This is a genomic window from Pseudomonas sp. Con_6 (genome assembly GCF_059379395.1).
On the sequence record NZ_CM182011.1, the window covers coordinates 3,575,606 to 3,598,706 of the forward strand.

Sequence of the window (23,101 nt, forward strand, 5' to 3'; positions counted from 1 at the left end):
CACGATGAGTACCCGTGCGCTGGATATCAGCAGCCTGACGCCATTGCCTTACCACCAGCGTGTGGTCGACTACCTGAAAGCCCATGAACCTGCCGTGTGGGAATGGGCCTCGTCCTTGGGTGTTCAGCAGGAACACGCCCAGGATGTACGTGCGCAATTGCTGCGTGACACCTATCGCTTGAGCCCCGAGACCCATCCGCAGGCCTATCAGGCCTGTGATACCGCATTGCAGTGTTTGCAGATCAAGGCACCCGCCACCCTTTACCAGGCTGGCGACGGTGCGATGAACGCGAGCCTGTATTACCTGCCCGATGAGGTGCATGTGGTGTTTTATGGCCCGATTCTTGAGCGTCTGGACGCCCAGGAACTGCTGGCATTGCTTGGGCACGAGCTGGCTCATTACCGACTGTGGTCGGAACACCGTGGCGACTTTCTCACCGCCGAGCGTATTCTCAATCACGCCATGGCCGACGTGAATACGCCACCCAGCCTGGAACAGACGGCACGTCTATATAGCCTGCACACTGAGATCTATGCCGACCGCGGCGCAGCACTGGTGGCCAATGGGTCGGAGGCGTCGATTACCTCGCTGGTCAAGATTCACACCGGCATTGTGAGCGTCGATGCGGCTAGTTACTTGAAGCAGGCCCGCGAGCTGGATGGCAAGGATGCGCAGCTGTCCCGGGGCGCTTCCCATCCGGAGACGTTTTTGCGCTCTCAGGCGGTGGACAGCTGGTGGCAGCAACTCCCGGAGACGGATAGCTGGCTGGATCGCCGGTTGCGCGGCCCCTTGTCACTTAATCGCTTGGATGTGGTCGACCAGGTCGAGTTGACCGCCCTCACCCGCAGCTTTATGGCCCATTTCATCGGCTCCCCGGTGTTGCAATCAGAGGTTGTGCTCAATCAGGTACGCGGTTTTTTCCCGGACTGGAAAGACAATGAAACGCCACTCGACCTGACGACGTTGAATGCCGAGCGCATCGACACCAGCATCCATGAATACCTGCACTTCATCATGCTCGACCTGAGCCTGGTGGACCGTGACTTGAGGGATGAGGCTCTGCTGCATGCCACGCGCACGGCAAAGAAACTCGGCAGCGCCGATGACTTTATCAGCGTGCTCAAGCGCGATATCAAATTACCCAAACGTGAGCTCGACCCGCTCGTTCGCGTGCTTAAAGCGGAGGTCGACACATGGACCCAGTAATTCAACCCGTCACGTTCACTCAATTACTGCAGAGCCACGATGGCGCCGCCGTGCCCATCGACGATGTGTTGTTCCTGACGCTGCCATTGCTACGTCAAGTGGCACAACTTCACGAGCTAGGACGTGTCGCCCAGCTCGGTTATCTCGATGTGCTGCAAGGGCCGGAACGCACACTGCAACTGCGTAATCCTGAGGGTATGCTGCCGCGGCTGTCGCTGGAAGCGATCAAGCAGGTGCAGCCCAATCCGGAATCGGCCCTGAACGTCGTCGGCAAAGTCCGCCTGACCCGGGATTCGGAGAGTGGCGTGGCCATTACCGACCTGCAGGTCCAGGAGGATCTGCATCAGGCTATCGACCACCCGGTGTTCCTTCCGGACCTGCACAGTTGGGAGCATCGCCTCGGGCACCACGATGAGATCACCGACATATTCCAGCTTGGTCAGTTGCTGGCGTGTCTGGCGTGTGGGTTGGATTTTGCCGATATCAATGACCTCAAGACGTTTGCACGGCACCGCCGCAACCTGTTCCAGCTCAATGGCCGGCTCAACCCGGTGCTGGCCAACCTGATCGTCGAGATGACGGAGCTCAATCGCCACGAACGTGCCACGGATGTGGGCTCGCTGGCGCGGCGTCTGGAGTCCTGGCGCGAACAGCCGGCCAGCCTGGATGTCGAGCGTGTGTTAGCCCAGGCTGAAGGCCCGGCGTCGCGTCGTACGGTGGTGCTGGAACATCTGCGCAACCGCTTGTTTGACCTTTCGCGGCGCAATCGCCTGCTGTATTTCCGGTCGACCCAGGCCAACGTCAACTTGACCGTGGCCAGCGTGCCGTTGGTGATGCGCATTGAAAGCATCCGGCCCGAAGCGCTGTGCACCTGGCAGCCGACCTTCGGCGGATTCTCCGAGCAAGTGCTGAGCGGCAAGCCCGTTGGCTTGCAACAGTGGCTGCGCTTTGAAGACCAGACTTGGTTGCAGGCGTCGCTGGAGCGCATCATCCAGGAAACCCGCCGCGACCGCGCCGAGTTCGGTTTCAGCAACCTGCGCCTGGTGGTGGCCTTCATGCGCTGGCACAACCTCAAGGACACGCCTGAAGAACGCATCGTCACCCCGCTGCTTTGGCTTCCAGTGGAGTTGAGTCGCAAGAAAGGCGTGCGTGACCAGTTCGTGTTGCAGTGCGACGAAACCGAGGCCGAATTCAACCCGGTACTGCGCCATCAACTGCGTCAGCTCTACGATATCCAATTGCCGGAAACCGTCGACCTGCAAAAGACTTCGCTGGAAGACATCCACGCCGATATTGCACGCCAGATCAAACTGACCGAGCCCGGCGTCGAGCTACGCCTGCAAAGCAAACCGCAAATCGAGCTGATCCACCAGAAGGCCGTGCAGCATCTGCACCACTTCCAGCGCCGTCGTGCCCGCCAGCGCTTGTCGACACCTTTGGTGAAACCGGATTTCAGCTACGACCGCGAAGATTTCCGTCCGCTGGGACTGCAATGGTTCCAGCAGAAGGTCCTGCCCAGTGAGTTGCCGCTGCGCCTGGCCGTAGGCGCCAAACCTGTGCTGCGCAATCAACATCCTCAGATGGTTGCGAGCAACGCCGAAAACAGTACCTTCGCCTTGCCCGAGAACCAGGGTCATCGCTACGCCTGGGACATCGACCTGACCCAGGTGACCCTGGCCAACTTCAACTATCGCAAAATGTCGCTGGTGCGTGACTATGCGCAGTTGATCGACGAACCGGCGCAGAACGAAGCGTTTGACCGGATGTTCTCCATCGAGCCTCGGGACGTCGAGGTCCAGGCCCCCGACCCTATCCCACTACCCGAACAGTGGAACGTGGTGGCCGGCGACGCGACACAAAATGCTGCCGTCAGCCTGGCCCGCACCGGGCGCAACTTCATTATTCAGGGGCCGCCGGGCACGGGCAAATCCCAGACCATCACCAACCTGATCGCGGACTATGCCGGTCGCGGCCTGCGAGTGCTGTTTGTCTGTGAGAAACGTGCGGCGCTGGACGTGGTATTCCATCGCCTGCAACAAAGTGAGCTGGGCGACTTGTGCTGCCTGATCCATGACTCCCAGACCGATAAGAAAGCCTTCGTGGGTAACCTGCGCGAGTGCTATGAGCGTTGGATCGCCGGCGATGCCCAGTCGCCGCAGTTGCAAGCGCGGCGCGACACCTTACTGGCCGGCCTGAGCCAACAGCTGGGCTTGATCGAGCGTTTTGAACAGGCCATGACGGGCGTGCCGGAGTCTTTGGCATGCTCGGTGCGCGAACTGGTGCGCCATCTGATCGAGCTGCCGCCCGTGGTTGCCGAGCTGCCACCCGAAGCCTTGGAGCGTCTGCCCGAGTGGCGTCATTGGCAGGCCCAAAGCGAGCTGACCGGCCGCGTGTATCAGGCGATCAAAGAGCGTTTCGGTCTCGACAGCTTTGCACGTCATCCTTTCAGCCATTTGGCCTCAAGCCTGATCACCCATGAACATGCGTACGGTCAACTCAAGGCGTTCCTGGATGAAGCCAGTGGGTTGATGGACAGTGTCGAGCTGTTTCTGGAGTCATCATCGAGCCTGCTGTCCGGGAACACTCGCTTGGCAGATGCATGCGCACTGAGCCAGGCCGCCGAGCAGCTGACCAGCGCCAACCTGGCCGCGCACCTCGATCTGCTGGAGCCAGGTTCATCAGGCTCTCAAGCGCTGCATGCCGAACAGGCCGCGTTGCAGGCACTGGCCGTGCGGCAACACAACGCCCGCGAATCCACCCACCACTGGCATGAAAAACTTGCGATGCAAGACACCCTGGCGGCCCTCGAGCTGGCACAGCGGCTGGAAGGCTCGCCGCTGCGTTGGCTACAACCCGCCTGGTGGCGACTACGCGGTGAATTGCGACGACGCTACGACTTCAGCCAGCATGCGATTCGCCCGAGTTTGCGCAGTGTGCTCGATAACCTGGCGGGCGAGCACCGCGCCACGGCCGAATTGCACGCCGAGCAGCAACGCCTGCAAGGCCGTTATGGCATCCCGGACATCGACCTGTTCGTGCATAACCTGCAAGCCCTGCTCCAGCAACTCAGCGCATCACCGCTGTTGCGCCAGTGGGTCGAGAGCTTGCGGGGTAACCCGGACGCCCTCCCCCGCGTGCGCCAGGAAGCCAGCCTACGTCAGCCGTTGGTGCGCCTGGCCGAGCTGGTCGCACAATATTGTGTGTTCGACCCCGCGCCAAGCCTGGGCGAGTTGGCGGAATACCTGCGCGATCTGCGTGAAGAACTCGACGAACTGCCCGACACCCTGCCCCTGCTCAATGAGCTGCACCAGGCCGATCCTGTCTGCCTGGCGGTCGTGCAACAGTACGCCTTGGCGCAACGAGCACTGGATGGCTTGATTGCCCAGGAAAACCTGGCCCGCCTGTACCGCGCCAATCCTCAGCTGGCCCGCTTCGATGGCCCGGCCTTGAGTTTGGCTGCGCGCCAGGTCAGCCAGGCAGAAAGCAACCTGCTCAAAAGCAACGCTCACGTACTCAGCGCCACGCTGCACCAGCGTTTTCTGGAGCATGTGAAGCAATCGGCGATGTCGGTGACGCAACTGGACGCCCAGGCCCGAGAGTTCAAGAAGGCCTACGCCAAGGGTCGCCGTGAACTGGAGCGTGAGTTGGGCAAGACCATGCGCTATCGCTCCATTCGTGAAATGGCCAGTGGTGACAGTGGCCGGGTGATCAACGACCTCAAGCCCATCTGGTTGATGAGCCCGCTGTCAGTGTCCGACACCCTGCCATTGACGCCAGACCTGTTTGACGTGGTGATTTTCGACGAAGCCAGCCAGATCCCCAGCGAAGAAGCCGTGCCGGCCCTGAGCCGTGCGCAGCAGGTGATTGTGGTGGGGGACGAGATGCAGTTGCCACCGACCAACTTCTTCTCCAGCGCCGGCGACCAGGACGATAACGAACTGATTGCCATGGAAGACGGCGAACAGATCGCTATCAACCTTGATGCCGACAGCCTGCTCAGCCAAGCCGCGCGTAACCTGCCGGCGACCCTGTTGGCCTGGCACTACCGCAGCCGCCACGAAGCATTAATCAGTTTTTCCAACGCAGCGTTCTATGAAGGGCGGTTGATCACCATTCCCGACCGTCGTATCGAGCGCCCTGCCCCGGCCCACGCCGCGCTGGACTCCACGGAGACCGAGGCCGTGATCCAAGGTGCCGACACGCTGCTGGAAAGCCCGATCAGCTTCTTGAAGATGAGCGACGGTGTCTATCTCAGCCGCAGCAACCTGGCCGAAGCACGCTATATCGCCAATCTGGTGCGTGAGCTGCTGCAACGCGAGACTGGCCTGAGCCTGGGCATCGTGGCGTTTTCCGAGGCCCAGCAAGGTGCCATCGAGCAGGCTCTGGAAGACTTGGCCAGTAGCGACTCGGCCTTTGCCACACGGCTTGAGCGCGAGTATGTGCGTGAGGATGCGGGGCAATTCAATGGTCTGTTCGTCAAGAACCTGGAAAATGTCCAGGGCGATGAGCGTGATGTGATCATCCTGAGCATCTGCTACGCGCCAGGACCGAACGGCAAGATGCTGATGAACTTCGGCCCGATCAACCAGCGTGGAGGGGAAAAGCGCCTGAATGTGATCTTCAGTCGCGCCCGCAAGCGCATGGCGATCGTCTCCAGCATTGAGTCCGAGGCCATCACCAACACCCACAACGATGGCGCTGCCGCATTGCGTGCGTTCCTGCAGTTTGCCCAGGCCAGTGCCACTGGGGATGCGCCACGCTCCCAGGGTATCCTCGCCAACCTCAATCCAGGCGCCAAGCAGTCCTTTGCCGTCAGCCTGCCCAAGGACCACTTGCGCAGTGCCCTCGCCGCCGCGTTGCGCAAACGCGGGCATTCGGTCCAGGAATATGTCGGGCGTTCGCAGTTCCGTTGTGACCTGGCGATCAGTGACGCCAGCGGCGAACACTTCAGCCTCGGCGTACTGCTGGACGGCAACACCGCAGCGGCCACTGACGTGCGTGAGCGTTACATCTTCCGCCCGACGGTACTGCGCAGTTTCGGTTGGAAAATCATCGACGTGCTTAGCCATGACTGGCTGCGCGATCCAGAGGACGTACTTAATCGCATCGAAACGCTCCTGCGGGGTGAGGAGACCCCTGTGTTGCCAGAACCGGAACAGGTAGCGGACACCGTCGAGATCGAGGCCGAACGGCCAGTCACCACAGAGGCGTCACCCTTGATGCGCGAGTTCACCTTTGGTGAAGGCAACTCCAACAAATTCTGGCGTATCGGCGTCGAGGAGGCGGAGGTGACGTTGAATTTCGGCCGTGTCGGCACCAAGGGGCAGACCTTGATCAAGTCCCTCGACAGCCCTGAACGTGCGTTGCGTGAAGCGGAAAAGCTGATCGCGGAGAAACTGCGCAAAGGGTATCAAGAGCAGTCGGGTTCAATCACCCCGGGGTGAACTGAGTCGGTCCAGCATGAATCAGACAAGCGCGTTCAATCTGAACGCGCTGCAGCGATCCGAAAAAGGGGGTAGCCCCCTAGAGAGCTGTCTCTCATGAACATCAATTTTCGCCTGTGGGCAGGCCGAGTCTGCCTCAACCTGCCATCATCAACGCGGCAACGGATACAACCCCTCATCAAACTCCTCCAACCGCGGAAAACTCATCGGCAAATCATCCGACAACCGTTCCAGCCGCTGCTGATAGCTGCGCAAAAACGCCTTGCGCGCCTCGTCACTGATATACGGCACATGCCACGCCACAAACGGCTCCAGCACCTCGAACCCGACATACGCCAGCGTCCCGCGCAGAATCGGCCGCAGCATGTCCTCCAGCGGCCCATGGATCGCGCCCTCGCCGAACATGTGCTCACGCCCGCCGAGGGTCACCGTCACCAGCGCCCGCTTGCCGGCCAGGCCACCCTGGTCATAGAAGCGCTTGCCGCCATAACACACCCCCGACACCAGCACCCGGTCGATCCAGCCCTTGAGCATCGCCGGCGCGGAGAACCAGAAGATCGGGAAATTCAGCACCAGCAAGTCGGCCCACAGCAGCTTCTCCAGCTCCTGCTGGATATCGGCGGCGATGGAACCGTCCTTCACCCCCAGCCGCTGCTCCAGCGCATATACCAGGTATTCGGGGTTTTCCCGATGGCTGAAGTCGTCGGCACTGGCCACAGGATTCCACCCCATCGCATACAGGTCGCTCACCTGCACGTCATGCCCCTGGGCACGGAAGGTCTCCGCCGCCTGGTCACGCAGCGCGGCAGTAAAGGATCGAGGCTCGGGATGAGCGTGAACGATCAGAACTTTCATGGACAATCCTCAAACCGTCGCCAAAGGGGAAGTGGAGTCACGCGTCGCCAACAGCCGGTCGAGCCAGTCCGGGTCCATCTCCGGTTCGCAGGAGAACAGCAAACCGGTGTAGTCGCGGAACGGCGGGCGGAAGATCGCTTCGCGGCTGCCGTAGTCGACCACCCTGCCCCGCTGCATCACCAGCACCTCGTCGGCAATGGCGCGCACCGTGGCCACATCGTGGGTAATGAAGAGATAAGCCACGCCCAGCTCGCGCTGGATGCGGTCGAGCAGTTTCAGCACGCCCTCGGCCACCAGTTGGTCCAGCGCTGACGTGACTTCGTCGCAGAGGATCAGTTGCGGCTCCGCCGCCAGGGCGCGGGCAATGCAGATTCGCTGCTTTTGCCCACCCGACAGTTCCCGCGGCAGACGGTCCATGTACTTGGCCGGCTCCAGGTCAATCATCCGCAGCAACTCGGCCACCCGCTCGCGCAGCGCCTTGCCCTTGAGCCCGAGGTAGAAACCCAGCGGCCGGCCGATGATGTCGACGATGCGCTGGCGTGGGTTGAGCGCGGTGTCGGGGATCTGGTAGATCATCTGGATGCGCCGCAACTGCTCCTTGCTGCGCTGGCGATAGTCCGCCGGCAGCGGCTCGCCGTCATACAGCACCTGCCCGGAAGTCGGCTGCAGCAACCCGCTGATCAGCCGCGCCGTGGTGCTCTTGCCGCTGCCCGACTCGCCGATCACCGCCAGGGTCTGGCCGCGATAAAGCTTGAGCGACACGTCGTGCAGCACCGGCTGATGGCCATAGCCGGCATCGGTATTGCGCACTTCCAGCAGCGGCTTCTCGTTGCCCGGGCACGCCTTGGCCGAGGTATGGAAATTACGCACCGCCCACAGCGACTGGGTGTATTCCTCCTGCGGCGCACTGAGCATGGTGCGGGTCTGCGCTTCCTCCACCAGGCTGCCGTGGCGCAGCACCATGATGCGGTCGGCCATCTGCGCCACCACGGCCAGGTCATGGCTGATGTACAGCGCGGCACTGCCAAAGGTCTTCACCGCATCGCGGATCGCTGCCAACACTTCGATCTGGGTGGTGACGTCCAGCGCGGTGGTCGGTTCGTCGAAGATGATCAGGTCGGGATGGCAGGCCATCGCCATGGCCGTCATCACCCGCTGCAACTGGCCACCCGACAGCTGATGCGGGTAACGCCGGCCTATGTTTTCAGGGTCTGGCAGACGCAGGATGCGGTACAGCTCCACCGCCTCGGCCTTGGCCTTGGCGCGGTCGATGCCGCCATTGATCACCGCCGTTTCCACGTGCTGGTCGATCAGCCGGTGCGCCGGGTTGAACGACGCTGCGGCGCTTTGCGCGACATAGGCGATGCGCAGGCCGCGCAGCTTGCGCAGGGTCTCGGCGCTGGCCTCCAGCAGCTGGATGCCATCGAAACACACACTACCGCCAGTGATCCGGCAGCCATCGCGCACATAGCCCATCGACGCCAGGCCCAGGGTGGACTTGCCCGCCCCGGACTCACCGATCAATCCCAGCACTTCGCCGCGCTTCAGGGTCAGGTCGATCCCCTTGATCAGCGGGTGCCAGGCGTCTTCGTAGTGGCCTTCGATCTTCAGGCCACGGATCTCCAGCAAGGTCTCATCGCTCATGCTCAGCACTCCTTCAGGCCACTGGACAGGTGCAGCACCCAGTCGACGACGAAGTTCACGCTCACCGTGATCAACGCCACCGCGAGGGCCGGAAGCAGCGGGCTGACATCACCGAAGGTGATCAGCACCGCGTTGTCGCGCACCATGCTGCCCCAGTCGGCGGTTGGCGGCTGGATGCCCAGGCCCAGGAACGACAGGGCGCTGATGAACAGGAAGACGAAGCAGAAGCGCAGGCCGAACTCGGCGACCAGCGGTGCCGCGGCATTGGGCAGCACTTCCCGGCTGACCAGCCACCACAGCCCTTCCCCGCGCAGCCGCGCGGCCTCGACGAAGTCCTGCACCACCACGGTCATCGCCACCGCCCGCGCCAGACGGAACACCCGGGTGGCATCGAGCAGCGCGATCACCAGCACCAGCGAGGTGGCCGTGGTGCCGACCACGCTAAGGAGCAGCAAGGCGAAGATCAGTTGCGGGATGGCCATCAGGATGTCCACCACCCGCGATAGCCCCTGGTCGATCCAGCCGCCCTTGATCGCGGCCACCAGTCCGCACAGGCCGCCTAGCAGGAACGCCAGGGTGGTGGTCAGGAAGGCGATACCCAGGGTATTGCGGGCGCCATAGAGCAGGCGGCTGAACATGTCGCGGCCGAGATTATCGGTGCCCAGCAGGAACTCCGGGCTCCACGGCGCGAAGCCGTCGCCCACCACCTGGGTTTCGCCGTAGGGCGCCAGCAGCGGTGCGAACAGCGCCACCACGACGTAGGCAACAATCACCAGCAGGCCGAACTTGGCGCTCAGCGGTGCGCGCAGCAAAGGTGTGATCAGGCTCATGGTCTACCCCTTCGGATGCATCAGGCGTGGGTTGCTGGCAATCGACAGCACGTCGGCGCCGGTATTGAGCAGGATGTAGGTGCCGGCGAAGATCAGGCTGCAGGCCTGCACCACCGGGATGTCGCGCTTGGCCACCGAGTCCACCAGCAACTGGCCCAGGCCGGGGTAGACGAACACCACCTCTACCACCACCACGCCCACCACCAGGTACGCCAGGTTCAGCGCCACCACGTTGACGATCGGCGCCAGGGCGTTGGGCAGTGCATGCTTGAAAATGATGCGCGACGGCGACACGCCCTTGAGCCGGGCCATCTCGATGTAAGGGCTGGCTAGAAGGTTGATCAGCGAGGCGCGGGTCATGCGCATCATCTGTGCGATGACCACCAGGCTCAGGGTCGCGACCGGCAGCACCGAGGCTTCCAGCACCTCGCCTAGCGGGGCATCGGGCGACAGGCTGGAGATGCCCGGCAACCATTCCAGCTTCACCGCGAACACCAGGATCAGGATGTAGGCGACGAAGAACTCGGGGAACGATACGGCGCTGAGGGCACTGGTATTGAGCAGCCGGTCGAACCAGCTGTTGCGGTACAACGCCGCGAGCATGCCCAGCAGCAGCGCGGTCGGCACCGACACCAGCGCCGCCAGCAAGGCCAGGCTGAAGGTGTTGCCCAACCGCGCGCCGACCAGTTCGGCAATCGGCCGCTGGTTCGCCAGGGAAACGCCCAGGTCACCGTGTAGCAGGCGCCACGCCCACTGTATGAAACGTTGCAGCGCCGGCAGGTCCAGCCCCAGCTGGGCGCGGAACGCTGCCACCGTTTCCGCGGTCGCCGACTGGCCGAGCATGGCCTGGGCGATGTCGCCGGGGAGCATGCCGACGGCGAGGAAGATCACCACCGAGACCGCAAACAGCGACAACAGGCCCAGGGCCAGTCGCTGCACAAGCAGTTTGCCAAGATTGTTCACCGTACAACTCCTCGACTGGATGCAGGGTCAGCCCTTGAAAGCGCTGGCGGATCAGGCTTGCCACCAGCGTTCGATCACCCGCAGGCCGTCCAGCTCGCCGTAGGGGGCGGTGAGCGGACCATGGGCCACGCGGCTGGAACGGGCGGCCACGGAGCTGGCGAACAGCGGCACGATCGCCCCGCCATCGTCGCGGCACAGCGCCTGCATTTCGTTGTACATCTCGCGGCGCAGCGGCTCGTTCATCTCGCCGCGGGCGGCATTGAGCAACTGGTTGAAGCGCGGGTTGTCCCAGTGGGTTTCGTTCCAGGCCGCACCCTTGGCGTAGCCGATGCTGAACATGCGGTCGGCGGTGAGGCTGGAGTACCAGAACGAGGTGGTGAAGGGTTGCTTCATCCAGACATTGGAGAAGAAGCCGTCGGCCGGCTCGCGCACCACGTCGATATCGATTCCGGCCTGGCGCGCCTGCTCCTTGAACAGCACCGAGGCGTCCACCGCGCCGCTGTAGGCGGCATCGGAGGCCTGCAGGCGCACCTTGAGGCTGTCCATGCCGGCCTGGCGCAGGTAGAAGCGCGCCTTGTCCGGGTCGTAGGCGCGCTGCTCCAGCGCCGGGTTGATGAAGCGGTTGGCCGGTTGCAGCGGATGGTCGTTGCCGACCTGGCCGTAGCCGTAGAGCACCGAAGCCAGCAGGTTTTCGCGGTTGATTGCATGCTTGAGGGCCAGGCGCACGTTGTTGTCACGGAACTGCTGGCTGTCGCAGAGCATCGGGAAGGTGTAGTGCTGGGCGCCCTTGGTTTCCTCGATCACAAGCTTCGGGTTGCGCTTGAGCAGGGCCACGGTCTTGAGGTCGACCTTGTTGATCACGTCGACCTTGCCGGTGACCAGCGCGTTGACCCGCGCGGCACCGTCGCTGATGGCCAGCAGCTCGGCACTGGCGAAATGCGCCCTGCCCGGCTTCCAGTAGTCAGGGCTGCGCTCCAGGTCCATGCGCACGCCAGGCTCGAAGGACTTGATGCGGTAGCCGCCGGTGCCGACGCCGGCCTGCCAGTCGGCCTGGCCGTCCTTGGCCGGCATGATCACCAGGTGATAGTCGGCGACCACGTAGGCGAAGTCGGCGTTACCCGCGTGCAGTTCGAACACCACGGTGTCCGGGGCGGAGGCACGCACCTGGGCGACGTCGCCCAGTACGGTCTTGGCCGCAGAGGTGGATTTCTCGCCCAGGTGGTGCTGGATCGAGGCCACCACGTCGTCGGCGCTCAGGCTTTTGCCATTGTGGAAGGTCACGCCCTGGCGCAGGGTGAAGGTCCAGACCTTGGCGTCCGGGCTGGATTCCCAACGCTCGGCCAGCTCAGGGATGGCGGTGCCCTCCACGGAGATTTCGGTGAGGGTGTTGTAGACCGCCGAAAAGCCAATGAAGGTGAAGGTGTCGACCCAGGAGCCGGGGTCCTTGGAGTCGGTGGTGCTGCCCCCTGCCAGGCCCAAGCGCAGGGTGCCGCCCGGTTTCGGCGTCGCTTCGGCGGCCTGGCCGATCATTGGCAGGCCGAGGGAAAAGGCCCCGGCGATGGCCGTCGCAGTGGCGCTGTACTTGAGGAAATCCCGACGCGGCAGGCCGCTGTCGAACATCGCTTGAGGATTCTTGTTGTTCTTATCGCTCATTGCACTGCCCCCTTTTGAACCGTGAAAAATTGTTATTCGGTCAAGCGGATTGCGTCGAAGCTGTTTATTTGTAATTGTTACCGTAACAAATACATTGTCGAACCGACAAGCTGTTTTCCAGCGTCCGATGACGGGCGTTCAACGGTGTAGAATTTGCGTTTTCGCAGGGAGCCCTTTTCTCCATGAGCCAGTCGACCCGACTTATCACGGCTTCGTACATCCTGTCGTTCGTCGCGGCCAACGCGCCGCACAAGCTACGCACCGAAACCATCGCCAAATGGGTGAAGGTGCACCCTACCCGCGTGCGCGGGCTGGTGTCGCAGATGGTCAAGGCCAACATCCTCACCTCGTATCGCGGGGCGCAAGGCGGCGTGACGCTGGCGCGTGCGCCGCAGCAGATCACCCTGCGCGAGGTGTATGACGCGGTGCAGGAAAGTTCGCTGATCGCCGAGAAGATCGACAATCCGTTTGCCGGGCATGAGGATCACTGCAAGGTGTACGAGGTGTTCACCCGGCTGTTTGCGATGCTGGAGCAGAACATGCGGCTGGATCTGGGGACGATTACGGCGGATCAGTTGTTCGTGGCGTTCGATACGCCCAGGGAACTGGCAGAGCTAGGCTGAGCCTGTACAGGCCTGCCCTCATGGAACAGCACATGACTCATTGACTCAGCAGGGACCTTGTGGAAGCGGGGTTACCCGCTCCCACAAGGTCCGCGTCGGGCATGCGGCCCATGTTCAATCGCGATACCCCGGCGCAACCTTGTCCAGCAACCGCAGCAACGCCGCCCACGCCAGTTGCATCCCGTCCGGGTCCGCCAGTTGCCCCTCCCCCAGCGGCCGCCCCGGGTCATTGAACTGCCGCTCGGTATGCGCGCACACCTCATGAGGCGGCAGCACCAGTTTGCCACTGGCCTGCGCCGCCAGCTGGATCTCGCAGGCCTTCTCCAGGTAATACATGCGTATGAACGCCTCGCTCACGCTGCGCCCGACCGTCAGCAAACCATGGTTGCGCAGGATCATTACCGGCTTGTTGCCCAGGTCGGCCACCAGCCGCTGCTGCTCGGCCATGTCCAGCGCTACACCTTCGTAGTCGTGGTAGGCGACCTTGCCGTAGAACTCCATGGACATCTGGTTCACCGGCAACAACCCGCACTCCAGCGCCGCCACCGCGCAACCGGCGCGGGTATGGGTGTGCAGCACGCATTGCGCGTCTTCACTGGCACTGTGGATCGCACTATGGATGACGAACCCCGCCGGGTTCACCGGATAGGGCGAGGGTTCGACGGCATGTCCGGCCAGGTCGATCTTCACCAGGCTGGACGCGGTGATTTCATCGAACATCAGCCCGTAGGGGTTGATCAGGAAATGGTGTTCCGGCCCCGGCAGGCGCACCGAGATATGGGTGAAGATCAGGTCGCTCATGCGAAAGTGCGCGATCAGCCGGTAGCAGGCGGCCAGTTCCTCGCGCAATTGCCGTTCGGATTTCATGGTGTGGGCTCTCAGGCGGTTCAAGAGAGCCGGGCAAGCGTGCCTGCCCGGCGGGTTCAGGTTACTTGCTGGCCCAGGCGTTGAAGCGTTCTTCCAGTTCATCGCCATGGTCGACCCAGAATTCGACATTCATCGCCAGTGCCCCCTCCAGATTCTGCTTCGCGGTGGGCACCCATTTGGCCAGCGCTGGATCAAGCTGCGCCGCCGCCTCGATGTTGGTCGGGCCGTAGGGAATCTGCGCTACGTAACGCACCTGTGCCTCTGGCTGGTTGGCATAGGCGATCAGGCGCTCGGCCTGCTGCACATGTTTCGAGCCTTTGATGATCGCCCAGTAATCCATGCCATACAGGCTACCCGGCCACACCAGCGCGAGCGGGCTGCCATTCTGCGCCGCTGCCGCGATGCGGCCGCTGTAGGTGGACGTCATCACCACGTCACCGGCCATCAGCCATTGCGGCGGCTGGGCGCCAGCTTCCCACCACTGGATGTTGGGCTTGAGCTCGTTCAGCTTGGCGAACGCCCGGTTCACGCCCTCTGGCGTCGCCAGCACCTTGTAGACGTCCTCCACCTTGACGCCATCGGCCAGCAAGGCGAATTCGAGGTTGTACACCGCACGCTTGCGCAGGCCGCGCTTGCCCGGGTACTTCCTGACATCCCAGAAGTCCGCCCAGGAGGTCGGCGCCTGGGCCAGCTTGTCGCGGTCGTAGGCAATCGCCACGCTCCACACCAGCGCCGCCGAACCGCAGTCTTGCGCGGCGTCGGGAATCAGCTGGTCCTTGCGCCCCAGGCGGTTCCAGTCCAGGCGCTCGTACATGCCTTCGTCGCAGCCACGCAGCAAATCGGGTCCTTCGATCTGCACCACGTCCCAGTCGACATTGCCGGTGTCGACCATCACCTTGATCCGGGCCATCTCGCCGTTGTATTCGCTCTGGATCAGCTTGCTCTTGTCCTGGGCACTGAACGGCTGGAAGAACGCCACGTCCTGGGCCTTCTGCCCGGCGCCGCCATAGCCCACCACGACCATGTCCGGTGCCGCCTGGGCCGTGCCCAGGCCGAGGCACAGCCACAACGCGTACAAGCCCGGTTTACGTGCAAAAGCTCTCATCGAAGTACCCTCGTTATTGTTGTTGTGAGGTTCGCCCCTGGAGCGGGGGTGCTATCGAAGCTAGTGCTCGATAAGTAAAAAAACAAGTTGATTTTTTACTGACGGTACACTTTCATGAAAAAACAATGAACGTTTTCCGTAGAGCCAGCCTTGCGGGCTCCAGGAAACAGGGCCAGACAACAATAACAAGCCGGAGCCTGACCGCATGTCGACCGCCTACACGCACCTGTTCGAACCGCTGCAGATCCGCGGCAAGCGCCTGAAAAACCGCATCATGTCCAGCGGACACGACACCTCGATGCCCACCGACAACCTGGTCAACGAGCGGCTGATCGCCTACCACAAGGCCCGTGCCGAAGGCGGCGTCGGCCTGATCGTGTTGCAGGTGGCCGGGGTGCACGACAGCGCCCGCTACACCTCCCACGTGCTGATGGCCACCGACGACACCTGCATCGAAGGCTATCGCCGCCTGGCCGAGGTCTGCCATGCCCACGGCACCGTGGTGCTGTCCCAGGTCTTCCACCCGGGGCGCGAGATCATGGAGTCGGCCGATGGCCTGCTGGCGGTGGCCTACTCCGCCTCGGCGGTACCCAACGAGCGCTTCCGGGTGATGCCTCGGGAACTGGACCAGGAGATGATCGACGAGATCGTCGCCGGCTACGCCGCCGCCGCGCGGCGCCTGCACCAGGCAGGCATCGACGGTGTCGAGGTAGTCGCCAGCCACGGCTACCTGCCGGCGCAGTTCCTCAACCCCCGGGTGAACCGCCGCACCGACGGTTACAACGGCGACCTCGAACAGCGACTGCGCTTTTTGCGGGAAATCATCGCCGCCGTGCGCGCCAGCACTGACGAGCAGTTCATCGTCGGCCTGCGCATCAGCGCCGACGAGCGCGATGCCGAAGGCCTGACCGAAGACGAATCCCTGGCTGCCGTACAAGCCCTGCAAAGCCAGGTGGATTACATCCATATCGTCGCCGGTACCTCGGCGTCGCTGGGCGGCGCCATCCACATCGTGCCGCCCATGGCCATCGAGGCGGCCTACCTGGCCCGGGAAGCCGGTACCTTCAAATCACGCCTGCAGATTCCGCTGTTCGTCACCGGCCGCATCAACCAGCCCCAGGAAGCCGAGCTGATCCTTGCCCGCGGCCAGGCTGATGTATGCGGCATGACCCGCGCGCTGATCTGCGACCCGCAGATGCCGAACAAGACCGACAGCGGCCGCGTCGAGGACGTACGCGCCTGCATTGCGTGCAACCAGGCGTGCATCGGCCATTTCCACCGGGGCCTGCCGATCTCCTGCATCCAGCACCCGGAAACCGGCCGCGAGCAGCAATACGGCCAGCTATCGCTCGCCAGTGTGCGCAAACGCGTGATGGTGGTCGGCGGCGGGCCTGCCGGGATGAAGGCGGCCGCCGTGGCCGCGGCCCGCGGACACCGGGTGACGCTGTATGAGGCCAGCGCACAACTGGGTGGCCAGGTGTTGCTGGCGCAGTTACTGCCCCGACGCAGCGAGTTCGGCGGCGCCAGCACCAACCTGCAGCGGGAAATGCAGCTCGCCGGCGTGGAGGTGGTGCGCAACACCCGGGTCGACCGAGCCCTGGTCGAGCGCGAGCGGCCGGATGAAGTGATCGTCGCCACCGGAGCCGAGCCTTACTGGCCCGCGTTCGAACGTGGCGGCGAACTGCAGGTGGTAGACGCCTGGCAGGTGCTGCGCGACGAGGTGAAGCCCGGCCGTTCGGTGATGGTCGTGGACTGGCGCTGCGACTGGATCGGCCCCGGCATCGCCGAGCGTCTGGTGCGCGCCGGCCATCAGGTGCAACTGGCGGTCAATGGCACCCACTGCGGCGAGAGCCTGCCGCTGTATGTGCGCGACCAACTGGCTGGCGAGCTGCACAAGCTGGGCATCCCGATCACCCCATATGCCCGCCTCTACGGCTGCGACGACAACACCGTCTACCTGCAGCACACCGCCAGCGGCGAGGCGATGATCTTCGAGGACATCGACACCCTGGTGCTCTGCCAGGGCCATCAGCCGGTGGACACCCTGGCCGGGCAGATCAGCGACCTGGTACCGGTGCAGCGCATCGGCGACTGCCTGGCCCCTCGCACGGTCGAGGAAGCGATCCATGAAGGGCTGAAGGTCGCCGCCGGCTTGTGAGCCTGTTTATACTCCGGGACTTTGCACGGCCGACAGGAAAACGCCATGAACCGCCACAAAAGCAAAGCGCCACCAGCGGCCGAGGACGGCGGCAGCACGCCGCAGTTTCTCGGCAGCCGCATTCGGGGCCTGCGCAAACGTCGGAACATGACCCTGGCCGAACTGGCCGAGCGCAGCGAGCTGACCGCCGGCTACATCAGCCAGCTGGAGCGCAACCTGTCCTATCCGTCGATCCCGGCGCTGTTCAAGATTGCCCGCAACCTGGGGGTGACCATCCAGTGGTTCTTCGCCAGCGAAGCCAACACCGCCCCGGAGGATGAAGGCTACGTGGTGCGCAAGAACAGCCGGCTGAGCGTGCACTACGAAGACGGCATCGTCGACCAGTTGCTCACCCCGCAGCCCAATCGCGAGCTTGAGATCCTGCATTCGCGCTTTCCCCCGGGCACTTACAGCGAGGAAAGCTACAGCCATGAAGGTGAGGAAGCCGGGTATCTGCTGTCCGGACAATTCGAGCTGTGGGTGGGTGAGCGGTATTTCCAGCTGAGCGAAGGTGACAGCTTCAGTTTTTCCAGCCAGGAACCGCACCGTTACGGCAACCCTGGTGATGTCGATGCGGTGGTGATCTGGGTGATTACCCCGCCGTCCTTTTAAGCCTGCGACAGGAACAACAGGGGCTGCGCCCATGACCAACGTGATCCGGAATGAACTCAGTCATTGACCCAGCCCACCGGATTTGCGCATTATGCGAGCGCACTTCTTCGCAACGGATCACTCATGATTCTCACCACTGACCTCATGCTGACTGCCAAGGGCCTCTGCGCCCAGGCATGCGCATGCGTGTCCGTTGCCAAGAAATCCAAGAAACAGCCGCTCATTTGACCGGGGCGCTGTCCCGTCAGATGAGCTGACAGGACAGATAGCGCCAGATCTACTCCCCGCTTGATTCCCCTCTTCTCCTCTGACGTCGACCCATCGGTCTCCCTGAGGAGTAATGCATGTCTGATTTCCGCGGTATCTGGGTTGCACTGGTCACGCCATTCCGTTCTGGCGTGGTTGACCACAATGCGCTTCAAGGATTGGCCAGGAAGCTGCTCGCTGAAGGCGTGAGAGGTCTCGTCGTGTGCGGTACCACCGGCGAAGCGGCCGCGATGAGCAAAGATGAACAGCTCGAAGTGCTTGATACGGTACTGGCGGTCGCCCCCTCCAGCCAGGTGATCATGGGGCTTTCAGGGAATAACCTGCAGGAGGTCCTGGCCTTCCAGCAAAAAATCCAGTGTCGCGATATCGCTGGCGTCCTTGTGCCTGCGCCCTGCTACATCCGCCCCTCACAGCAAGGCATCGAGTCATTCTTCCAGGCGGTGGCCGATTCATCATCAGTGCCTGTGGTGCTCTACGACATTCCTTACAGAACCGGCGTGAAGATAGAGCGAGCCACGATCAGACGGATCGTCCAGCACCCCACTATCATCGCGGTGAAAGATTGCGGTGGAGACATCGAAACCACCATGTCCTTGATCAACGATGGGCATGCTCAAGTGTTCACTGGCGAAGACGTCCAGCTATTTACCAACCTGGCCCTGGGTGGCGCGGGCGCCATCTCTGCTTCCGCGCACATCCACGCCAATCGCTACGTTCAAGTGGTGCGGGATATGGATAGAGGTGCTTTCGAAGAGGCTCGTTCCTTGTTCTATCGACTTTTGCCATGGATCCAGTCGGCGTTTGCCGAACCGAACCCGGCTGTAATCAAAGCAGCGCTGTCAGTTGAAGGCCTCATAGCCAATGAACTTCGCGAGCCGATGCAGCCCTGCAGTGCAGTGACCCTGGAACGTGTCCGCTCGCTACTCCCGGCGATCACGCTATAAAAAGAGACGCTGCGCAGCCTGCTGCATTCTCATCTCGAGCCCGTGTGCCGCTCCAGCATGCGAGGCTCGGATGCGTGTGTATGCGCCCCACTCGAGGCCATGTATTCCAGGCATTCCTGCACACTCAGACTGGCCTCCTCCATCTCGGCAACCGCCCTGAGCAACCCTTGCACATCCCCAGCCCCATGCGCCCGCAACGCCACAAACGCCGCCTCATGCACCCGCTTGTGCGGCACCTCCATATCCCGATACCCCGGTAACCCGGAATAGCTCGCCTTCCCTTCCCCCTCGTAATACCACTTGCCCAGCCGGCAATGGGTATGCGCCGCAAAACTACTCTCGGCTTCTGTGGAAATCCCGAACAGCACCTTGTAGACCCGAAACTTGTAAATCAGGTGATCAACCTTGGCCAACTCACAGAAACTGCGCAGCGCTGAAGACGATACCGCCTGCTCCGTCTTGGTCGACATCTCCAGCAACTGCCGCATGGTATCTGCCGCAGCCTGCCCATCCTGGCTGAACATCGCCGAACGCGAGGCCAGCACCGCAATCTGATCACGACTATCAGCACTGTCCTGACGAATCTGACCAACCAGCTGGGTGATATCCGCGGTGGCCTCAGCCGTACGCTTGGCCAGTTTGCGCACCTCATCTGCCACCACCGCGAAGCCCCTTCCTGCATCACCCGCACGCGCCGCCTCGATGGCCGCATTGAGCGCCAGCAGGTTGGTCTGATCGGCAATTTCCCGAATCATCTGCAGGATGCCGCCCACCTTCTGGGCCTGCTCGTCCAGTTGCCCGACCCGCTGCGACGCATCTTGCGAAGATGATGCGAGGGTCTGCAGGTTGGTGGCGATCATGTCGATGGACTGCCGGCTTTCCTGGGTGATGAGCTGGGCCTCGACCGCATGTTGCTTTTCATCGCCCATGCAGCCCGCCAGGCTGGCAAAGGACGACTGGGTCAGTTCCAGGGAGCGGGCGAACGTTGCCAGGTTGGCCGCCAGGTCGACGAACTTGCGACTGTTGGCCTGGCATTCGGCGGCTCGCCGCTCGGCTTCCAGGGTACGTTGATCGGCTGCGGCGAGGTCGGATTCCGCTGCCTGCAATGCTTGCTTCAGTCGTTGCACCTCGGCGCTCTCTTGCGCCTCCTTCTTCCACCACCACACGTGTATCTCCCTCCTGCTGATTGACCATTGAGAACATTGTCTGCTGGAAAGACCACCTCAGCCGTGACCTGCATCTATGTATCGTGGGAAAACCCGGTCGTCCTCCTCTTTCAGCCCGGGATCGGCAACCAGCGCCGGAAGCCCAAGACACCCTTGGCGCACAGCGGACTCCAGGAAAACTCCCAGGGTGGCAGCGGCAGCGTGGCGCTTTGCGCGTCGCTGAAACCGCTGCCGCGTGCGCCGGCCTTCCACTCCACCACCAGACTCGACATAGGCTGCCAGGCCAGAACCAGTCCTCGGGCCTGGGACACATCGGTGCCGCTCCATAGCGCTGCAGCCGCACCAAGGAACGCTTCGATATGCTCTTCGGTGATGCGGGCCTTGTACGGCGAACCCAACAGCCAGCGGCAAACACTCACGTAGTAGGTCCAGTCGACGGCAGGATGATGCCGGTAGGCCCAGATCATGAACTGCCGGAACAGTTCGAGCCCTTCCGGCGGGTCGAGCTTGAGCAGACCCGGGCAAACATCGAACAGGGTGTGCCAGTAGGGCAGCAGGCGTGCATCCAGGTGCACGAAGCTGCGGGCGTTGCTGGGGTAGTCGGGAAACGGCAGGGCGCTGTCGCTCCTGCGCTCGGTCATGAGGACAGCGTTGAAGGCACGAGACATCGCGTGCTCCTGAATTCGGGTAGCCATTGACGGGCCGGCACAGAGGGCCCGCGTTCACGAACGGTCAGGCACTACCTTGAGGAGAGGCGCGAGGGTTGGCCGAAGGCCAACAATAACGGGGTGTTACCCGGAAGCTGACGGCTGGACGTGGCGGGCGAAGATTCGCCCGGCCCAGCAACCAGGCCACCGCCAGGAGGAAGACCAACGCCAGGAACGAAGCCGAACACAGCGGGCAGGAGGCCTTGCCGCTCCACTCATCAGCCGTGGGGGTCAGCAGGTCCTTGCCTTGCAAGCCTCCGATGTCGCTCAGGCTGCAGAACGCACCGCCGATCCCGTTCAGGTTCAGGCCGACGGTCTGCCCGTGGACCAGGCCACAGGAAAACACGTTGAACAGGACGCAGAAGTACAGCGCCCAGGCCACGAGAGAACGGTTGGAGGAAGAAGCGATCATGGCGGCGACTCTACCATTGAAGCCGGTACCATTGAAGCAACCGGTTACGCCGGCTGCGCTGTCCCCGAGCCCATGCCGACACGCCCCTTGGACACCTGCTTCGGCGCGAAACCGAAATACAGGCTGAACGCCGCGCTGAAGTTGCTCGGGTGGCTGTAGCCGACCTTGTACCCGACCTGAGCCACCTGGCAGCCATCCTGCAGCAATGCGAAGGCACGCTGCATGCGCAGGTCCTGGAGCATGCGGTATGGCGTGGTCTGGAACAGTTGGTGGAAGCCTTCGGTAAGCGTGGCCGCGCCGAGTCCGACACGGCGCGCCAATCCTTCCACCGTCAAAGGACGGTCGAGTTCGTCGAGCATCAACTGCCGCGCCTGTTCCAGGCGCTGTAGCCGCGTACCCGGCAATCGCGACTTTATGCCTGGAGCGGGCGCCTGCAATTGCTTCAACTGCACGAGCAGCAGGTTCAGCACATGCAGGTGCATTTCGAGCAGGGGCGCCGGTTGCCGAATCAGGTTCGAGACCAGCGACTGGACATGGCACTGGATATCCGCAGTGCTCGTACGTTGCAGCAGCGGTGCCTCGCCGCGGCTGCCCAGTACGCGCTGACCCTGCTCCGCGCCCATGTATCGGCACAGGGTGCGCTCGCCCAGCAACAGGTAAAGGCCGCTGCCGCCCTCGATGGACTGGCAGCGCAGTGCTTGCGCCGGTTGCTGCAACAACAGCGCGGCGCTCTGTCCAGCCTCGAAGGTCCAGTTGCGGGCCCTGCCGTCCCCATAGCGCAATTGCCCATGCTGCACGAAAACCAGGCACAGCAGCGGCTCGCCGTAGACATCACAGGCACGGTGCAGCCTCGAAGATCCATCGTTGTGCCGGAAGCGCACCAAGAGCAGGTCCGGTTCGATCGCCAGGCAGTCCTGTGCGCTGTCGAACCGGGCAGCGATGACATCCTTCATCGTCCGCGCCTCTCCATGGAATCAGGCACAAGGGGATGCCCCGGCGCCACAGTCGGCGGACTCTAGACCGGATTTGCAGGCGCCGCCCGCACCGCGCCGCTGCGACAATCCGCCACATCCTGTCGGGCTCAACCGCGAACCCGCCATGCAACGGACCACCTGCGGCAGCCTGTCGCACCCAGCAAAACGCCATCAGCCTTGCTAGACTCACGCACCGCACCACAGTGGCCGCCGAGCAAAGGACATGCATCGACCCGCAGGACGCCGTCAAACCCTCGCCTGGATCCTCTACGCCAGCCTGCTGTTCACCCTGCTGCACTGCGGCCTGGGGCACGGCCAGGCGGCGGGTCTGGTGCTGGCCGGTGTCGACGGCGCGTTCTGCAGTCATTCCGGAGCCACGCCGGCACCGGCACCTTTCGATCACTGGCTCGGCGATACCCTCGGCGGCGGCACCTCCCCCGACTGCCCGCTATGCAGCCACACCGGGTTACCGGCCCTGCCCCTGCTGCTGTCCGGCCTGATCGGCGCATTGCGCGTCCTGCTCAGCCCGCTTCCCGCTCGTCCTTACGCCGCACCACGGCATCGCTGGCCACCCGCCAACCCCCGCGCCTCTCCTGCCTTGCACTGATCCTCGTTCAGTACCCCTGCGCCC

The 23,101-nt window shown here is 63.0% G+C and carries 18 protein-coding genes and 1 pseudogene; 7 read left to right on the forward strand and 12 right to left on the reverse strand.

Annotated elements, in window-relative coordinates; genetic code table 11:
- The first annotated feature begins 4 nt into the window (after nt 1-4).
- Both AC5QPF_RS15880 and AC5QPF_RS15885 read left to right on the forward strand, forming a co-directional pair.
- Nucleotides 5-1,207 carry a M48 family metalloprotease gene (locus tag AC5QPF_RS15880; RefSeq protein WP_494958800.1) on the forward strand — a complete coding sequence of 401 codons (1,203 nt, stop codon included), beginning with the start codon at nt 5-7 and terminating at the stop codon, nt 1,205-1,207.
- Entirely contained in the window at nt 1,195-6,651 is a 5,457-nt protein-coding gene (locus AC5QPF_RS15885; protein WP_494958801.1) for a WGR domain-containing protein, read from the forward strand. Before AC5QPF_RS15880 ends, AC5QPF_RS15885 begins: the two co-directional genes overlap by 13 nt.
- A gap of 150 nt (nt 6,652-6,801) precedes the next feature.
- Here the strand turns inward: AC5QPF_RS15885 and AC5QPF_RS15890 are convergent, their stop codons facing one another.
- The 5 genes from AC5QPF_RS15890 to AC5QPF_RS15910 are packed head-to-tail and all read right to left on the reverse strand — an operon-like array spanning nt 6,802 to nt 12,596.
- Nucleotides 6,802-7,506: an NAD(P)H-dependent oxidoreductase gene (locus tag AC5QPF_RS15890; RefSeq protein WP_494958802.1), complete on the reverse strand. Its 705-nt coding sequence runs from the start codon at nt 7,504-7,506 to the stop codon at nt 6,802-6,804.
- 9 nt (nt 7,507-7,515) lie between these two features.
- Nucleotides 7,516-9,150 (reverse strand): nickel ABC transporter ATP-binding protein NikE, encoded by a 1,635-nt coding sequence (locus AC5QPF_RS15895; protein WP_494958803.1) that lies wholly within the window; start codon nt 9,148-9,150, stop codon nt 7,516-7,518.
- A gap of 2 nt (nt 9,151-9,152) precedes the next feature.
- Complete coding sequence (locus tag AC5QPF_RS15900; protein ID WP_494958804.1) at nt 9,153-9,980, reverse strand: ABC transporter permease subunit; 828 nt, start codon at nt 9,978-9,980, stop codon at nt 9,153-9,155.
- Nucleotides 9,981-9,983: 3 nt separating this feature from the next.
- Nucleotides 9,984-10,943: an ABC transporter permease subunit gene (locus AC5QPF_RS15905; protein WP_494958805.1), complete on the reverse strand. Its 960-nt coding sequence runs from the start codon at nt 10,941-10,943 to the stop codon at nt 9,984-9,986.
- Between the two features lie 51 nt (nt 10,944-10,994).
- Nucleotides 10,995-12,596: an ABC transporter substrate-binding protein gene (locus AC5QPF_RS15910; protein ID WP_494958806.1), complete on the reverse strand. Its 1,602-nt coding sequence runs from the start codon at nt 12,594-12,596 to the stop codon at nt 10,995-10,997.
- 182 nt (nt 12,597-12,778) lie between these two features.
- Between AC5QPF_RS15910 and AC5QPF_RS15915 the strand changes: the two genes are divergently transcribed.
- Nucleotides 12,779-13,219, forward strand: a complete 441-nt coding sequence (locus AC5QPF_RS15915) for an Rrf2 family transcriptional regulator (protein ID WP_494958807.1) — start codon at nt 12,779-12,781, stop codon at nt 13,217-13,219.
- Between the two features lie 114 nt (nt 13,220-13,333).
- Here AC5QPF_RS15915 and AC5QPF_RS15920 read toward each other — a convergent pair whose 3' ends face one another.
- Together AC5QPF_RS15920 and AC5QPF_RS15925 are read right to left on the reverse strand one after the other, a co-directional pair.
- Nucleotides 13,334-14,086 carry a class II aldolase/adducin family protein gene (locus AC5QPF_RS15920; protein WP_494958808.1) on the reverse strand — a complete coding sequence of 251 codons (753 nt, stop codon included), beginning with the start codon at nt 14,084-14,086 and terminating at the stop codon, nt 13,334-13,336.
- A gap of 61 nt (nt 14,087-14,147) precedes the next feature.
- Complete coding sequence (locus AC5QPF_RS15925) at nt 14,148-15,191, reverse strand: extracellular solute-binding protein (RefSeq protein WP_494958809.1); 1,044 nt, start codon at nt 15,189-15,191, stop codon at nt 14,148-14,150.
- A gap of 205 nt (nt 15,192-15,396) precedes the next feature.
- On the opposite strand from AC5QPF_RS15925, the gene AC5QPF_RS15930 reads away from it, so the two are divergent.
- From AC5QPF_RS15930 to dapA, 3 genes are all read left to right on the forward strand, one after another.
- Nucleotides 15,397-17,349 carry an oxidoreductase gene (locus tag AC5QPF_RS15930; protein ID WP_494958810.1) on the forward strand — a complete coding sequence of 651 codons (1,953 nt, stop codon included), beginning with the start codon at nt 15,397-15,399 and terminating at the stop codon, nt 17,347-17,349.
- A gap of 45 nt (nt 17,350-17,394) precedes the next feature.
- Nucleotides 17,395-18,000 carry a cupin domain-containing protein gene (locus AC5QPF_RS15935; protein WP_494958811.1) on the forward strand — a complete coding sequence of 202 codons (606 nt, stop codon included), beginning with the start codon at nt 17,395-17,397 and terminating at the stop codon, nt 17,998-18,000.
- 344 nt (nt 18,001-18,344) lie between these two features.
- Nucleotides 18,345-19,211 (forward strand): 4-hydroxy-tetrahydrodipicolinate synthase, encoded by an 867-nt coding sequence (gene dapA, locus AC5QPF_RS15940; RefSeq protein WP_494958812.1) that lies wholly within the window; start codon nt 18,345-18,347, stop codon nt 19,209-19,211.
- A gap of 29 nt (nt 19,212-19,240) precedes the next feature.
- Here the strand turns inward: dapA and AC5QPF_RS15945 are convergent, their stop codons facing one another.
- From AC5QPF_RS15945 to AC5QPF_RS15965, 5 genes and pseudogenes are all read right to left on the reverse strand, one after another.
- Nucleotides 19,241-19,735: a CZB domain-containing protein gene (locus AC5QPF_RS15945; protein WP_494964184.1), complete on the reverse strand. Its 495-nt coding sequence runs from the start codon at nt 19,733-19,735 to the stop codon at nt 19,241-19,243.
- Nucleotides 19,712-19,972 (reverse strand): annotated as a pseudogene (locus AC5QPF_RS15950) (methyl-accepting chemotaxis protein); the annotation flags it as partial. The gene AC5QPF_RS15945 and the pseudogene AC5QPF_RS15950, both read right to left, overlap by 24 nt.
- A gap of 515 nt (nt 19,973-20,487) precedes the next feature.
- Nucleotides 20,488-21,045, reverse strand: coding sequence for a putative natural product biosynthesis protein (locus AC5QPF_RS15955; RefSeq protein WP_494958813.1), 558 nt, complete (start codon nt 21,043-21,045; stop codon nt 20,488-20,490).
- A 64-nt stretch (nt 21,046-21,109) separates the two neighbouring features.
- The gene (locus AC5QPF_RS15960; protein WP_494958814.1) at nt 21,110-21,496 is read right to left on the reverse strand and encodes a DUF2946 family protein; all 387 of its coding nucleotides are present in this window, start codon (nt 21,494-21,496) and stop codon (nt 21,110-21,112) included.
- A gap of 44 nt (nt 21,497-21,540) precedes the next feature.
- Nucleotides 21,541-22,449, reverse strand: coding sequence for a helix-turn-helix domain-containing protein (locus tag AC5QPF_RS15965; RefSeq protein WP_494958815.1), 909 nt, complete (start codon nt 22,447-22,449; stop codon nt 21,541-21,543).
- Nucleotides 22,450-22,693: 244 nt separating this feature from the next.
- Between AC5QPF_RS15965 and AC5QPF_RS15970 the strand changes: the two genes are divergently transcribed.
- Complete coding sequence (locus AC5QPF_RS15970; RefSeq protein ID WP_494958816.1) at nt 22,694-23,077, forward strand: DUF2946 family protein; 384 nt, start codon at nt 22,694-22,696, stop codon at nt 23,075-23,077.
- Nucleotides 23,078-23,101: the final 24 nt, after the last annotated feature.

Bases quoted from the DNA above. Each gene is read 5' to 3' on its own strand.
- AC5QPF_RS15945 (WP_494964184.1), bottom strand. From the start codon at position 19,735: ATGTTCAGCCAGGATGGGCAGGCTGCGGCAGATACCATGCGGCAGTTG.
- AC5QPF_RS15970 (WP_494958816.1), top strand. From the start codon at position 22,694: ATGCATCGACCCGCAGGACGCCGTCAAACCCTCGCCTGGATCCTCTAC.
- AC5QPF_RS15925 (WP_494958809.1), bottom strand. From the start codon at position 15,191: ATGAGAGCTTTTGCACGTAAACCGGGCTTGTACGCGTTGTGGCTGTGC.
- AC5QPF_RS15910 (WP_494958806.1), bottom strand. From the start codon at position 12,596: ATGAGCGATAAGAACAACAAGAATCCTCAAGCGATGTTCGACAGCGGC.
- AC5QPF_RS15960 (WP_494958814.1), bottom strand. From the start codon at position 21,496: ATGATCGCTTCTTCCTCCAACCGTTCTCTCGTGGCCTGGGCGCTGTAC.
- AC5QPF_RS15885 (WP_494958801.1), top strand. From the start codon at position 1,195: ATGGACCCAGTAATTCAACCCGTCACGTTCACTCAATTACTGCAGAGC.
- AC5QPF_RS15900 (WP_494958804.1), bottom strand. From the start codon at position 9,980: ATGAGCCTGATCACACCTTTGCTGCGCGCACCGCTGAGCGCCAAGTTC.
- AC5QPF_RS15920 (WP_494958808.1), bottom strand. From the start codon at position 14,086: ATGAAATCCGAACGGCAATTGCGCGAGGAACTGGCCGCCTGCTACCGG.
- AC5QPF_RS15965 (WP_494958815.1), bottom strand. From the start codon at position 22,449: ATGAAGGATGTCATCGCTGCCCGGTTCGACAGCGCACAGGACTGCCTG.
- dapA (WP_494958812.1), top strand. From the start codon at position 18,345: ATGTCTGATTTCCGCGGTATCTGGGTTGCACTGGTCACGCCATTCCGT.
- AC5QPF_RS15895 (WP_494958803.1), bottom strand. From the start codon at position 9,150: ATGAGCGATGAGACCTTGCTGGAGATCCGTGGCCTGAAGATCGAAGGC.
- AC5QPF_RS15915 (WP_494958807.1), top strand. From the start codon at position 12,779: ATGAGCCAGTCGACCCGACTTATCACGGCTTCGTACATCCTGTCGTTC.
- AC5QPF_RS15930 (WP_494958810.1), top strand. From the start codon at position 15,397: ATGTCGACCGCCTACACGCACCTGTTCGAACCGCTGCAGATCCGCGGC.
- AC5QPF_RS15890 (WP_494958802.1), bottom strand. From the start codon at position 7,506: ATGAAAGTTCTGATCGTTCACGCTCATCCCGAGCCTCGATCCTTTACT.
- AC5QPF_RS15935 (WP_494958811.1), top strand. From the start codon at position 17,395: ATGAACCGCCACAAAAGCAAAGCGCCACCAGCGGCCGAGGACGGCGGC.
- AC5QPF_RS15880 (WP_494958800.1), top strand. From the start codon at position 5: ATGAGTACCCGTGCGCTGGATATCAGCAGCCTGACGCCATTGCCTTAC.
- AC5QPF_RS15955 (WP_494958813.1), bottom strand. From the start codon at position 21,045: ATGTCTCGTGCCTTCAACGCTGTCCTCATGACCGAGCGCAGGAGCGAC.